Origin of the sequence: Corynebacterium sp. HMSC036D03, from assembly GCF_001836185.1 — a bacterium.
Classification (GTDB): Bacteria; Actinomycetota; Actinomycetes; order Mycobacteriales; family Mycobacteriaceae; genus Corynebacterium; species Corynebacterium simulans.
In genome coordinates, this window is record NZ_KV827737.1 from 31,590 (window position 1) to 44,280 (window position 12,691).

11 protein-coding genes are annotated in these 12,691 nt (G+C 60.8%); 6 read left to right on the top strand and 5 right to left on the bottom strand.

The window, feature by feature from the left end; translation table 11 throughout:
• Positions 1-44: 44 nt before the first annotated feature.
• The 3 genes from HMPREF2692_RS04875 to HMPREF2692_RS04885 all read right to left on the bottom strand — a co-directional run bounded on the left by HMPREF2692_RS04875 (position 45) and on the right by HMPREF2692_RS04885 (position 1,348).
• Complete coding sequence (locus tag HMPREF2692_RS04875; RefSeq protein WP_070432438.1) at positions 45-515, bottom strand: gluconokinase; 471 nt, start codon at positions 513-515, stop codon at positions 45-47.
• A gap of 62 nt (positions 516-577) precedes the next feature.
• Positions 578-988, bottom strand: a complete 411-nt coding sequence (locus HMPREF2692_RS04880) for a hypothetical protein (protein WP_223197716.1) — start codon at positions 986-988, stop codon at positions 578-580.
• Positions 989-1,099: 111 nt separating this feature from the next.
• The gene (locus HMPREF2692_RS04885; protein WP_070822999.1) at positions 1,100-1,348 is read right to left on the bottom strand and encodes a hypothetical protein; all 249 of its coding nucleotides are present in this window, start codon (positions 1,346-1,348) and stop codon (positions 1,100-1,102) included.
• A 132-nt stretch (positions 1,349-1,480) separates the two neighbouring features.
• On the opposite strand from HMPREF2692_RS04885, the gene HMPREF2692_RS04890 reads away from it, so the two are divergent.
• Positions 1,481-3,451 carry a fructose-specific PTS transporter subunit EIIC gene (locus HMPREF2692_RS04890; protein WP_061920884.1) on the top strand — a complete coding sequence of 657 codons (1,971 nt, stop codon included), beginning with the start codon at positions 1,481-1,483 and terminating at the stop codon, positions 3,449-3,451.
• 42 nt (positions 3,452-3,493) lie between these two features.
• Here HMPREF2692_RS04890 and HMPREF2692_RS04895 read toward each other — a convergent pair whose 3' ends face one another.
• Positions 3,494-4,045 (bottom strand): hypothetical protein, encoded by a 552-nt coding sequence (locus HMPREF2692_RS04895; RefSeq protein WP_061920882.1) that lies wholly within the window; start codon positions 4,043-4,045, stop codon positions 3,494-3,496.
• A 525-nt stretch (positions 4,046-4,570) separates the two neighbouring features.
• On the opposite strand from HMPREF2692_RS04895, the gene HMPREF2692_RS04900 reads away from it, so the two are divergent.
• Complete coding sequence (locus tag HMPREF2692_RS04900) at positions 4,571-5,938, top strand: hypothetical protein (RefSeq protein ID WP_061920880.1); 1,368 nt, start codon at positions 4,571-4,573, stop codon at positions 5,936-5,938.
• A 272-nt stretch (positions 5,939-6,210) separates the two neighbouring features.
• Complete coding sequence (locus HMPREF2692_RS04905; RefSeq protein WP_061920878.1) at positions 6,211-7,131, top strand: ribokinase; 921 nt, start codon at positions 6,211-6,213, stop codon at positions 7,129-7,131.
• On the opposite strand, the gene HMPREF2692_RS04910 is transcribed toward HMPREF2692_RS04905, so the two are convergent.
• Positions 7,128-8,351 carry an amidohydrolase gene (locus HMPREF2692_RS04910; RefSeq protein WP_070823002.1) on the bottom strand — a complete coding sequence of 408 codons (1,224 nt, stop codon included), beginning with the start codon at positions 8,349-8,351 and terminating at the stop codon, positions 7,128-7,130. The genes HMPREF2692_RS04905 and HMPREF2692_RS04910 overlap by 4 nt on opposite strands.
• A 231-nt stretch (positions 8,352-8,582) precedes the next feature.
• Here HMPREF2692_RS04910 and HMPREF2692_RS04915 point away from each other — a divergent pair, with 231 nt between their 5' ends.
• From HMPREF2692_RS04915 to HMPREF2692_RS04925, 3 genes are read left to right on the top strand one after another with little or no spacing between them, the layout of a single operon-like run.
• A complete protein-coding gene (locus HMPREF2692_RS04915; protein WP_070823005.1) occupies positions 8,583-9,344 on the top strand; it encodes a LamB/YcsF family protein in 762 nt (253 codons plus the stop codon).
• A complete protein-coding gene (locus HMPREF2692_RS04920) occupies positions 9,344-10,897 on the top strand; it encodes a 5-oxoprolinase subunit B/C family protein (protein WP_070823007.1) in 1,554 nt (517 codons plus the stop codon). Before HMPREF2692_RS04915 ends, HMPREF2692_RS04920 begins: the two co-directional genes overlap by 1 nt.
• Positions 10,898-10,906: 9 nt before the next feature.
• Positions 10,907-12,667 (top strand): acetyl/propionyl/methylcrotonyl-CoA carboxylase subunit alpha, encoded by a 1,761-nt coding sequence (locus HMPREF2692_RS04925; RefSeq protein ID WP_061920870.1) that lies wholly within the window; start codon positions 10,907-10,909, stop codon positions 12,665-12,667.
• Positions 12,668-12,691 lie beyond the last annotated feature (24 nt).

A 12,691-nucleotide genomic window follows, 5' to 3' on the forward strand; every position in this document is an offset into this window, starting at 1 on the left:
TTAGCCTCAGTCCAAGAAAGCCAAGCCACAACGGTTTAGGGCATCTAGCCCCGCAGATACCTCGCTGCTTCGGCAGCTAGTTCTGCGGGGCTTTGTGCTACGTCGAGCACGATCCCCGGCTCATCCTCATCGAGCGGCTCAAGCGTTTCGAACTGCGATTGCAAAAGCGATACCGGCATGAAGTGGCCTGCACGGTTTTGCATGCGCTCCAGCAAAAGCTCGTAGCTGCCGTGCAGATGAACGAAGAATGTATCCGGCGCATGGGTGCGAATCAGATCCCGGTACGAACGCTTAAGCGCTGAGCATCCCACGATGGCGCCTTCGGTTTGCCCCTGCATCCACTGCCCGATTGCTTCGAGCCAGGGCCAGCGGTCGGCGTCGTTAAGCGCGTGCCCCGCGGACATCTTTTCGATGTTGGTGGCCGGATGCATGTCGTCGCCGTCTCTAAAGGCGAGACCAACCTGGCCTCCCAGCAGCTGCCCCACCGTGGATTTCCCGCAGCTGGACACTCCCATCACGATGACGTGTTTATGGGCAAGTTCCGTGTTCACCTTAGTAGAGTTCACAGCCTTCAAGCCTAGTACTGCGGGGTGAAGTTGATACGTTCAATCTCCGCTCGCGCGGCCGGGTCCAACATCGCGCACAATCCGCCGACCACGTAACGGACTCCGGGAACCGTGGTGGAGGAACCCACGCCTTGCACGCAACGATCAAAGGCAGGCAAGCCGATACCGGGTGCCGGCGAATTCATCGAATAGAACGACGCTGCCATCGCCGCACCGCGATTGCTGTTCAGCGCATCAGAGGAACCCTTGATTCCCTGCCACAAGACTGCCCCAACCGGATCAACTAGGAACTGATGCTGCTCCTCCGGCGTCAACGCGGCAGCCTCTGGCGCAGTCGCACCCACGCCACCACCACTAACCACGCCAAGGGACAAAAGCCCAACTGTCAAAGCACGAGCACAAACACGAGAGAACTTATTCATAAACGCAACCTACCACGCTAATCAGTTGCACTAACGGGCTTTTCGGCAGAAGTAACGCAGCACCCCAAGACCTCACCCAAAGGCTGCCTTCAGCGTTGAATTCAATGGAAGCTACTCGCCCTTTTCAGGCTGTCGATTAGCTATAACCTGTTGAATCATCACGAGCTCGACTCCTAAGATTTCGCCGGAAGATGACACATCCACAGCACCAGCAATAGATGCTGGATCGTCACTGAAAGATAGTGGAATTGAGTACTGATATTCGCCGACATCTTTATCATCAGTGCGTTTTAGCGTAATGCCTACATCGTCGAATACGCCTGACAAGTCCAATCTGTCACCCTTTTTGATCATCTTCATTCTCCCCTTTTCCAATTAGCACGTACATCCGAAACACTATCGCAATTCAGCTCCCTCTTCCCTCACTTCGGTTCTCAGGCCAAACACCACCGCCGCTAGATTCCCGATTCCCCGTCCTGTTAGATCACAGTTATGAGTACATCGCAATCAAGGCCGAGGCTGCTTGCCATCACGGCCTGCCCAACGGGAATCGCACATACCTACATGGCGGCGGAAAACCTTGAGGCCGCGGCGCAGAAGCTGGGCTACGAGCTTAAGGTGGAAACCCACGGCTCCATCGGAGTCGAGGGGAAGTTTTCGCAGGCAGACATCGATGCGGCAGACGCCGTTGTCATCGCGGCGGATACGGTGGTGGCTAAGGACCGCTTCGTCGGAAAGCGGCTCGTAGCTACCGGCGTCGACGAAGCCATTAGCCGCCCGGAGGAGCTACTGGGCCGTGCACTGGAGGCAACGGCGCTAACTACAGCTGAGGCCCGGCGTGACTCCGCCGAGAGCGCCACCCCGGCGGGAGGCCGCACAGAAGGTACTGCCGATTCGGGTCTGCGCGGCTTTGGCCAGACGCTGTATAAATCCCTGATGAATGGCGTGAGCCACATGATCCCCTTCGTAGTCACGGGCGGTTTGCTCATCGCGGTCGCGCTGTCCATCGGCGGCACGCCAACCCCGGAGGGCATCGCCATTCCGGAAGGCAGCTTCTGGTTCACCATTAATCAGCTAGGTGCCCTGGCGTTTTCTTTGATGGTGCCGATTTTGTCCGGCTACATCGCCGTGGGCATTGCGGATAGGCCGGGCCTTGCACCGGGACTTATCACCGGCCTTATCGCCACGACGGGTTCGCTCTACGGATCGGATGCGGGTGCCGGATTCATTGGCGGCATCATCACAGGTATCTTGTCCGGCTATGTTGCCCTGGCCATCAAGAAGATTCCGGTAGGCAAATACGTCGCGCCGATTTGGCCGATTATTGTCATTCCGATTCTCACCACGCTTATCGTGGGCCTGGCGTTCATCTACATCATCGGTCATCCAGTCGCCGCTGCCTTCGAGGCAATGACGGAGTACCTCGCTGGCATGCAGGGTTCCTCCGTGCTCATACTCGGCGCTGTCATCGGCGCGATGATTGCCTTCGACATGGGCGGGCCTTTCAACAAGACCGCCTTCCTCTTCGGCGGCGGCCTCATCGCGGCTGGCAACGCGGCACCGATGGGCATGGCGGCAACGGCGATTGCCGTGCCACCGCTAGCCGTCGGCGTCGCCACCTTGGTTCGCCGCAGCTGGTTCAACAAGGCCGAGCGCGATTCCGGTATCGCCGCCCTTTTCATGGGTATGTTCGGAATTACCGAGGGCGCGATTCCGCTCGCCGCTGCTCGTCCGCTGCAGGTCATTCCGGCTAACGTCATCGGCGGTGCCGTCGCGGGCGCCATCGCGGGACAGCTCGGCGTCGAGGATCACGTCATGCACGGCGGCCCGATCGTGGCGCTGCTGGGCGCCGTCGACAACGTTGGCGGATTCATCATCGGCCTGGCGGCCGGCATTCTTGTCGACGCCGCGCTTATCCTCCTGCTCGTCGGTATCACCGCCAAGAAGGGTGCCGCGGCGTCGGAAGCAACTCCTACTGAAGGCGCCAGCGATAGCGATGCCCTGCTTCTTCCCGATACGGTCGCGCTTGAGACCACGCGTGGTACCAACCGCGAGGACATCATTCGCGAGCTCGTCGCTTCCATCGCAGCCACCGGTCGCGCTTCCGACGCCGAAGCGCTTGTCGACGCCGCACTAGCCCGCGAAGAGCAACACTCCACCGGCGTCGGCAATGGCGTTGCCATCCCGCACGCCCACACTGCAGGGGTCACGCGCCCAACCTTGGCTTTCGCCCGTCTTCCCAAGCCCGGCATTCAGTGGGCCGAGGGCGAGGAGGCAACCGACCTAGTATTCCTGATCGCTGTTCCGGAAGGCTCCGGCAATCAGCACCTCAAGATTCTGTCGAAGCTGGCCCGCCGCCTGATGAAGGAAGATTTCCGCGCACAACTGCGTGCTGCGGGCACTCGCGAAGAGGTCATCGACCTGGTGGGCGATGCAGTCGCTGTTCCCACCCCGGCGCAATAGTTCTTGAACTAAACGCTAAATCCCCCGCTTAGCGGGTGCTCGTCACGCTACTCGATCTCCCCATAGCACCCGCAATTCCTCAGTCGCCGGCCGCCAGTACGCAGCTTGGGCCGCAGTAAATTCCTTCAGCAAGTGCCCGCCGCTGCGTGCAGCGGTGCGGGTGGCCTCGTTCGTAGCGGCATCGAGGACGTCGATATAGCGGCCGACCTCGTCGCGCGGGATGCGAAGTCCCATCGTTATATGCGGGGTCCAGCGGGCCCCTCGTGATTCAGGATTGGCCGCGCTAATCTCCCGAGCGGCCGCTTCGAACTCATCGGTTGTTTCCAGAAGCCAAGCGATTGATTGCTTCGAGCGCGTTCCGAATACTACGGTTCCCACCCGTTGAAAAGTTGCTGGCAATAGCGGCGGAAGCAGTTCAGCGGCCAGTTCCACTGCCTCGGGGGCCATGGATTGGGCGAAAGTAATAGTGATGTGCGGGCGCTGATTCTGGCGTGGCAGGCCACGCCGAACGAGGTCGTCGAATAGCTCGGCGATGGCCCGTTCTTGCTCTTCAGAAAGATAAAGCAAGAGGTTTTCTGGGGATTTGGCGCTCATGATTTCAGGTTATGGCATTTGAACTATTAAGGTTGACTGGTTTCCAAATGCTGTTAGCCGAGCACATAAGCCCGCATGGTGTTATCCTCACCACTGGGCGCGATAAGCCACGTGACAATACATCCCAGTCATTAATTTGCACAGGCTATCCCAAGGTGAAGCGCGGGGCTGAGCCAGCAAAACGGATTTTCCGCCTTTCGAGGACCGCCATTTAGCCATTTTCCACATAAGGATCACCCCTGAAAGTAATCATACTTTAGTTTGTGATCGTTCGGACAAGAACACTTTTCGCACGATGTAGTCCTAATTTGGAAAATTCCCAGTCAGCGTTAATTTTCCACCGAAGCTGTTTACAGCGTTCATGACACTTATGTGAATTTCTATCTTTAATTGTCAATACATCTCTATCGTGCGTCACTGAAAAACAGTCGCTAGCGTAGGTCTTCGTCACGCACCGCCAACGTATTCGCCGTGCGTAACTCGCCAAAAATACGTCCACCTCCAGTCGTTCGAGGAGAACTAAACATGTCTATCCGTCGTCGCTCCGCCGGCCTGTTCGCCGGCCTTGCCATCGCCGGCAGCACGCTCATGATGCCAGCAGCTAACGCTGAAACCATCACCGAGTCCTACCCAGAGACTCCGGCCATCAACGCCAAGCTGCCAATCATCCACACCACCCACGGCTCAGATCACAAGAAGGCTAACGTCCTTAACCCGCGCCCGGTCTGCAACCCATGGGAAGACCACCGCACCGTTGTCTACAAGGCAACTGACACCTTCATGCCAGCTGGCACCATCTCCACCACCAACCAGACTAAGAAGGACATTCCGCTGCAGCAGAATCTGTCCAAGTCTCAGTCCATCCAGCTGGAGGTCAACGGCGACCGCACCAGCACCACCTCCATGAACTTGGGCGGCGACGTCTCCGGCAAGAACTCCAAGGGCTCCGCAGGCATCTCCCACGAGATCGCTACCAAGCTCGGCGCTTCCGCTTCCTACTCCCTGTCCTGGGAGGCTGGCCAGTCCATCGGACCTTACGACGTTCCGCCAAACCACACCGGCGAAGCAACCTACGGCTTCCGCGTTCTGAACATGACCGGCACCCAGCAGTACTGCAAGACCAACGGTACCTGGTCCACCCCGACCGCTTGGTCCGCACTGCAGCCAGTCAAGAACGAGGTTCGCGTCAAGCTGTACGACGACCTCGCTGACTCCTTCGCTCCTAACAAGGACGCACAGAACACCGAAGAGGTTAAGCAGGAGGACAAGGATCCGAAGGCTGACGCTGAGGTTGTCAAGGACAACGAGGCTCCAGTAACCGAGGCACCTGTTTCCGAGGCTGAAGCTAAGAAGGAAGAGGAAGCTGACAAGGCAAAGCTCGAAGAGGTAAAGAAGGACGAGAAGTCTGACGAGAAGCAGAAGCTCGACCTGAAGCCTTTCTTCACCACCTCCGGCGCTAAGCACTCCGGTTTCGCAGGCACCGTTGCTCTGCAGCTGGAAAACGTTGGCTCTGACCGTTACTACGGCACCTTCCCTGCAGTTCAGTACCGCGTTGACGTGAAGACCGACAAGGGCCCGAAGGGCGTTGACCGCCTCATCACCCCACGTTCTTCCAACGGCGCTCACATCCGTGACCTGGGCTTCAACGAGAAGACCTCCACCCGCACCTTCGAGGTCACCCTGGCTAACCCAATCAACGCTGGCGAGAAGGTTCGCGTTGCAAACCTCGACTTCGGCGATGGCGACACCAAGGAAGGCCGCATCCACAACTACATCGAGGTCACCCAGATTGGCCGTCTGGAAGGCGACAACTCCCAGGCTAACGACCAGAACGTTGACTCCCGCAAGGCAACCGTCAACGACTTCGGCAAGCAGGTTAAGGGCACCTTCTAAGCCCTGCAAGCATCCGCTGCTTAGATAAGCCGCTCCACATCTTCCTTCAGCTCCCTTCTCAGGGGCTGGAAGATAGGGAGCGGCTTTCCCAGTTTTGCGCACGCCCATCGGGGTCAATCCAGCACAATTTGCCAAACAAGGCGCCAAAACTTCCCGAAATCACCCCAATATTTGGCAAATTGCACCCTTGCGCCGCCCCAAGCCTGGACGCGGACTCTTAGAGTGGACCACACAAGGGAGCACACAAAAGGCACAAACGCAAAGGAAACTCCATGACTACAAAACAGCCGCGATGCGTAGTCGTCGGCTCGATCAACGCCGACTTGATGATTAGCGTGGAACGCCACCCCACCCCGGGCGAGACATTGATAGGCGGTGGCGGCGACATCCTCGCCGGCGGCAAGGGCGCAAACCAAGCGGTAGCTGCGGCACGCCAAGGCGCCAGTGTCTCATTCGTGGGCGCAGTCGGCGATGATGCGTACGCAGGCCCAGCCATGGAACTGCTAGAAGCATCGGGCGTCGATCTCAGCCACGTCGAACACCTCGATTCCACCACCACGGGCCTTGCGGTAATCGAGGTCGCAGCCGATGGCGAGAACACCATCGTCGTGGTCCCCGGCGCGAATGCGCGGGTAGACGCTGAGTTCGTTCAACAGCACGCGCGGGCAATGCACAAGGCGGACTTGGTGCTGCTACAGGGCGAGATTCCCGCCGCAGGATTCCAGAAGGCGGTCGAACTCGCACGCGCGGTAGGCGCCCGCGTGGTGGTGAACCTGGCGCCGGTGGTGGACGTCGATAAGCAGGCGCTCCTACAGGCAGACCCACTCGTGGTTAACGAACACGAGGCGGGGTTGGTGCTCAAGCAACTGGGGGCGCAGACGCCGGGCGATGAACCAGAGGAACTCGTAGAATGCCTGCGCGCCGAAGGCTTTGCCGCGGTGGTGTTAACGCTTGGACCGCACGGGGCCATCGTGGCGGATGCCGAGGGCACCACGCCGATTCCCACCCCACAGATCAAAGCGGTGGACACAACGGGCGCTGGCGACGCGTTCACAGGCGCGCTCGTGGCGAAGCTCCTACAAGGGGCCACGCTTACCGACGCCGCCCATCACGCCGCCTGCGTCGGCGCCTTCGCCGCGCTGGGCCGCGGCGCCCAGCCTTCCTACCCGGATCTAAAAGCGCAGCTTCCTTAAACCGCCAGCCAAGGGCAAAGCGCAGCAACCGTGGCCTCGGCACCTGCTTCCAGGGTGGGGTGCAGCTCAGGGACGAACTGCGGAGAGTGATTGCCCGGTGCATTCTCCGGATCTGAGAAGCCGCCGACGACCCAGAAACAATACGGTGTGCCAAAGGCATTCGGGATATCCGGGAAATCCTCAGAGGCCGATAAAGGCGCGAAGGTCTCCGTGCGCTCCTCCCCCAACAAGGTCTGCATAGACTCGGTGACCTTGGCAGTTACATCGCGGTCATTGTCCAGCACCGGGAAGCGTTCGGAGTATTCAAAGGAAGGCTCCGGCGCGCCCGCCGCGGCGGCCTGATTGTTCACAATGCGCTCGATCGAGGCATGAATGTGGTCTTCGACTTCCTGCGAGTAGCAGCGGGTATTGAGCTCGAACACGACTTTATCCGGAATCACGTTGGACTTCGTGCCGCCGTGGATTGTGCCCACGGAGACCACCGCGCGCTCGCTGGCCGGTAGCTCACGGGAGATAATTGTCTGCAGCTGCATGATGATTGAGGACGAAAGCACGATTGGGTCGACGCCCTTCTCCGGCATGGAACCATGCGAGCCGACGCCGCGCACAGTTACTTTCACAGTGGAAGCCTGGGAGAAGCTAATGCCCTCGTTGGTCGCAACATGCCCCAGCGGCAGCGCGCCCATGACGTGCTGGCCCAGCATGACATCGGGGACCGGAATCTTGCCCGTGATTCCCGCCGCAACCATGTCCTTGCCGCCTTCAGCGATCTCCTCGGCGGGCTGGAAGACTGCTTCGAAAGTGCCGGACCACTGCTCGCGGTTTTCCGCCAGATAAGAGATGGTGGTCAAAAGCCACGTGGTGTGCATGTCGTGGCCGCACATGTGCCCGACCGGCACCTCCTGGCCAGTCTTGTCGGAGACCTGAGTGGCAGTCGAGGCGTACTCAACACCGGAGTCTTCCTTGACTGGCAAGCCGTCGAAATCGGCACGCATCGCCACAGTTTGGCCATCGCCGTTGCGCAGGATTCCGACGACGTCGGCTCCGACGTCGACTACCTCGACGTCGCCAAGCGCCTCCAGCTCTTTGATAATCCGTGCCTTGGTTTCGGCTTCCTGCAGCGAGAGCTCCGGGTGCTGGTGGAACCACTTATAAAGCTCCTCACGCTGCGTCTTCGTCTTTTCCAGATACGTTTCCAAAGATTCAAACAGCTGCGTCATAGATCTCACCTTATGCCTGCCCGGTCACCGGTTGCAGAGAACGCACTCTTGACGCCGCATCCCCCGCCAACCCCACCACCGTCATCATCGGGGGGTAGTCACGCACATCGACGCGCCGTGACTACCCCCGCCTTTCCTTAAAAATGGCGTCCCACTTCACAAAGTGGCGTGACGCACGATACACTGTCCGCCTATAGATTGTTGAACAATTTCAGAAGGGGATTTGAGTGTATGAGCCAGCTCTTTATTGATCTCAATGCCGACCTCGGCGAGACCACCGCAGGCAATCCAGTCGCAGACGACGCAGCGATGCTCAAACTGGTCTCCTCTGCCAACGTCGCCACCGGCTTCCACGCGGGTGACCCGCACTCCATCGCCGGCACCGTCCGCGCAGCCAAAGAGGCGGGCGTCGTCGTTGGTGCACACGTGGGCTACAACGACCCAGCCGCGTTCGGCCGTCGCTTCATCGACTACAACCCGGCTGAGTTGGCGGACGAAGTCACCTATCAAATCGGCGCGCTTGAAGCGCTGGCCCGCGCACACGGCACTCGCGTGAGCTACGTCAAGCCGCACGGCGCGATGTACAACGCCATCGTTCACCACGAGGCCCAGGCCAAGGCAGTCATCGACGGCATCAAGGCCTTTGGAGATATCCCGGTCATGCTGCTGCCGGGCGGCGTGGCAGTCGAGGTCGCCGAGGCACGCGGCCTGACTGTAATCCGCGAGGCCTTCGCCGACCGCAACTACAACCCCGACGGCACCCTGGTCTCGCGCACACAGGACAATGCTGTGCTGCACTCGGCAGACGACGTCGTAAGGCGCGTTCTCGAGGTGGCAGAAACCGGCGCCATCACCGCCATCGACGGCAGCGTCCTTAGCGTGGATGCGCAGTCCGTTTGCACCCACGGTGACTCCCCGGGCGCCGTGGAGATGCTGCGCGGCGTGGTAGCCGAGCTGGATGCCCGTGGCATTGAGATCCGGAGCTTTATCTAATGCACATTCACCCCGTAGGAACCCGCGCGTTGCTCGTGGAGTTGGATGATCTTTCCCAGGTCATGACCTGGCACGAGGCATTTACTGCGCAGCCACTGAAAGACCAAGTCGATGCGATTGCCGCAGCGACTACCCTATTGCTCACCTTTAATACCCCAAACTCGGCGCATGCCGCCGCCGAGCTCTTGGAGGATTTCCGCCCTTCCGCACGCTCCGTGGAGGAGCCACGCTTGGTGGAGATCGACGTGCTTTACGACGGCGCGGATCTGGACGAAGCTGCCGACCTACTCGGTATGTCTCGCGAGGGGCTTATCGACTGGCATACCTCAACCGAGTGGCTTGCTGCCTTCGGCGGCTTTGCCCCAGGCTTTACGTATTGCACCCCGGCAGATGCCTCCCGCGGCGTCGACATCCCGCGTCGCTCTACCCCGCGTACCGCGGTGCCAAATGGTGCGGTAGGCATCGCCGGTAACTTCTCCGCGGTCTACCCGCGCGTCTCCCCCGGCGGCTGGCAGCTGCTAGGCACCACCTCGACCCCGATGTGGGAATCGGATGCGCAGCCGCCGGCGCTGGTGCAGCCCGGCGACCGCGTGCGCTACCGTGCCGTCAGCTCCCTGCCAGACATCGTGTCCACCACCCCGTTTGGCCGCCGTACCCCGGCGCGCCTGCCACGTATGGAAGTCATCGACCCAGGCCTTGTCACCCTCTTCCAGGACCAAGGCCGCCCGGGCCGTGGCAACTTAGGCGTTACCCCTTCGGGCGCGGCTGACCAGGCAGCAGCGGCCACCGCCAACGTCGCGGTGGGAAACCCGCGCGGTGCGACGGTGCTGGAAAACATCGGCGGTATTCGCTTGCGTGCCCTCACCGATACCGTCATTTGCGTCACCGGCGCCCAAGCCCGCGTGGTCCTCGAGGAGATGCCGGTGCACCTCGCGCGACCCGTGCTAGTTACCGCGGGTTCCACCGTGCGCGTCGAGCCCGCCACCTACGGCATGCGCTCGTACATCGCCATCCGCGGCGGCATCGTTGCCGATAGCGAGTTGAGCTCCGCGTCCACCGACGTGCTCTCCGGGCTGGGCCCGGCGCCGGTGCGCCTAGGCGACATCATCGGCGTGTTGCCGCGTTCTACCGCCATGACCGACGCGCAGCTAACGAACCCGCTGCGCGTGACCGAAGGGTCCCGTGGCCAGACCGAGGGCGTGCTGCGCTGCGTGCTGGGCCCGCGTGATGACTGGTTCACCAAGGAATCCCTCGAGAAATTCTTAAATACCGAATGGGAAGTTACTCCACAGTCCAACCGCGTCGGCCTGCGTCTTAGGGCCAGCGACGATGCGACCTTGTCACGTGCGCGCTCCGGCGAGCTCCCGAGCGAAGGAATGGTCGCCGGCTCCGTCCAGGTTCCGCCATCGGGTGAGCCGGTAGTCTTCCTGCGTGACCACGCCGTCACCGGCGGCTACCCCGTTATTGCCACCGTCCTCGAAGAAGACATTGATATCGCCGCACAGCTTCCACCGGGAGCCACGGTCCGCTTCGAACTCGCTACAACTATTTAAAGGTTAATCATGATTTCTGCAGTCCTTATTGCAAACCGCGGCGAAATCGCCGTCCGCATCGCTCGCGCCGCCCGTGATCTGGGCATTCGCTCCATCGCCATCTACTCCGAGGCAGACGCAGGCGCCCTACATACCCGCGTGGCCGACGAGGCCTACGCCCTGCCCGGCAACACCGCGGCCGATACCTATATGAATGTCCCGGCATTGCTGGACATTGCGGTTCGCGCCGGCGCCGATGCCATCCACCCGGGCTATGGCTTCCTTTCTGAAAACGCTGACTTTGCCCGCGCCGTCGCCAGTGCGGGCCTGACCTGGATTGGCCCAACCCCAGAATCCATCGAGCTGCTCGGTGACAAGATTGCGGCCCGCCGCGTAGCCGAGGAGGTCGGCGCTCCTCTGGCACCGGGCACCTCGGATCCGATTGATGACTGGCAGGAGGCCCGGGCCTTCGCTGAAAAGCACGGTCTACCGATTGCCATCAAGGCTGCATATGGTGGCGGTGGACGCGGCCTGAAGGTCGTGGAAAACCTGGAAGACATTGAGGCGGCCTTCAACTCTGCAGGCCGCGAGGCTAAGGAAGCCTTCGGCCGCGCAGAGTGCTACGTGGAGAAGTTCCTGACTCACCCACGCCACGTCGAGGCGCAAATCCTCGCCGATACCCACGGCAACGTCGCCGTGCTTGGCACCCGCGATTGCTCCACGCAGCGCCGCTTCCAGAAGCTCATCGAGGAAGCCCCTGCCCCAGCGCTTAGTGACGAACAGCGCAAGGGCATCCACGAAGGCGCACGCGCCATCTGCGCCAAGGTGGGTTACACCGGCGCTGGAACCGTGGAGTACATCGTTTCTGAGGACGGCACCATCTCCTTCCTCGAGGTCAACACCCGTGTGCAGGTTGAGCACCCGGTCACTGAGGTGGTCACCGGCGTCGACATCATTGCCGAGCAGTTCCGCATCGCAGCGGGTGAGCCACTTTCCATCTCGACTGATCCGGAATCCACCGGCCACGCTTTCGAATTCCGCATCAACGCCGAGGACATCCTGAACGGCTTTGCGCCATGCCCTGGCACCATCGTGCGCTTTGAGCCGCCGACGGGCCCTGGCATTCGCGTTGACGCCGGCGTACGCTCCGGCTCCATCGTGCCGCCATACTACGACTCACTGATTGCCAAGCTGCTGGTGTGGGGCCCAACTCGTGAGATCGCCCTGGCTCGTGCAAAGCACGCGCTCGAGGAGTTCGATATCGAAGGCGTGCGCACCGTCCTGCCTTTCCACCGCGACATGGTCTCCTCCCAGGTCTTGGCCGATCACGGCGATGCTGAGGCACAAGCCGGTATCTACACCGACTGGTTGGACCACAACTACCGCCCTTCTGCAGAGGCTACGAGCCACATCGCGCCGGTGGAAGCCATCTATGCCAAGCGCACCCAGGTGGCCATCGAAATCGACGGCAAGCTGGTTAGCGTTGGTCTGCCAGAGCGTCTGCTTTCCGGTGTGGCTGCCGGCGCTGCACCATCTGGCGCGGCAGGCAACGCAGAATCTGCCGGTGAGGGCGACAGCACGGAGGGTGCTGTCACCGCGCCTTACGACGCCAACCTCGTGGCCTGGAACGTTGCCGACGGCGACACCGTCGAAGAAGGCGATGACATCGCCACCATCGAGGCTATGAAGATGGAATCTGTTGTAAAGGCTCCACGCGGCGGCACCATCAAGCTGTTGGCCAAGGAAGGCGACCGCTTGGATCCGTCGAAGGTTATCGCGACTATCGACTAGTGGCCGTGACCTTCTTTTTCGAGC

What these genes read in the sequence shown, in the direction of transcription:
- HMPREF2692_RS04910 (WP_070823002.1), bottom strand. Translation starts at nt 8,351, where the DNA reads ATGACGCAGCTGTTTGAATCTTTGGAAACGTATCTGGAAAAGACGAAG.
- HMPREF2692_RS04875 (WP_070432438.1), bottom strand. Translation starts at nt 515, where the DNA reads ATGGGAGTGTCCAGCTGCGGGAAATCCACGGTGGGGCAGCTGCTGGGA.
- HMPREF2692_RS04900 (WP_061920880.1), top strand. Translation starts at nt 4,571, where the DNA reads ATGTCTATCCGTCGTCGCTCCGCCGGCCTGTTCGCCGGCCTTGCCATC.
- HMPREF2692_RS04920 (WP_070823007.1), top strand. Translation starts at nt 9,344, where the DNA reads ATGCACATTCACCCCGTAGGAACCCGCGCGTTGCTCGTGGAGTTGGAT.
- HMPREF2692_RS04895 (WP_061920882.1), bottom strand. Translation starts at nt 4,045, where the DNA reads ATGAGCGCCAAATCCCCAGAAAACCTCTTGCTTTATCTTTCTGAAGAG.
- HMPREF2692_RS04880 (WP_223197716.1), bottom strand. Translation starts at nt 988, where the DNA reads ATGAATAAGTTCTCTCGTGTTTGTGCTCGTGCTTTGACAGTTGGGCTT.
- HMPREF2692_RS04885 (WP_070822999.1), bottom strand. Translation starts at nt 1,348, where the DNA reads ATGAAGATGATCAAAAAGGGTGACAGATTGGACTTGTCAGGCGTATTC.
- HMPREF2692_RS04890 (WP_061920884.1), top strand. Translation starts at nt 1,481, where the DNA reads ATGAGTACATCGCAATCAAGGCCGAGGCTGCTTGCCATCACGGCCTGC.
- HMPREF2692_RS04915 (WP_070823005.1), top strand. Translation starts at nt 8,583, where the DNA reads ATGAGCCAGCTCTTTATTGATCTCAATGCCGACCTCGGCGAGACCACC.
- HMPREF2692_RS04905 (WP_061920878.1), top strand. Translation starts at nt 6,211, where the DNA reads ATGACTACAAAACAGCCGCGATGCGTAGTCGTCGGCTCGATCAACGCC.
- HMPREF2692_RS04925 (WP_061920870.1), top strand. Translation starts at nt 10,907, where the DNA reads ATGATTTCTGCAGTCCTTATTGCAAACCGCGGCGAAATCGCCGTCCGC.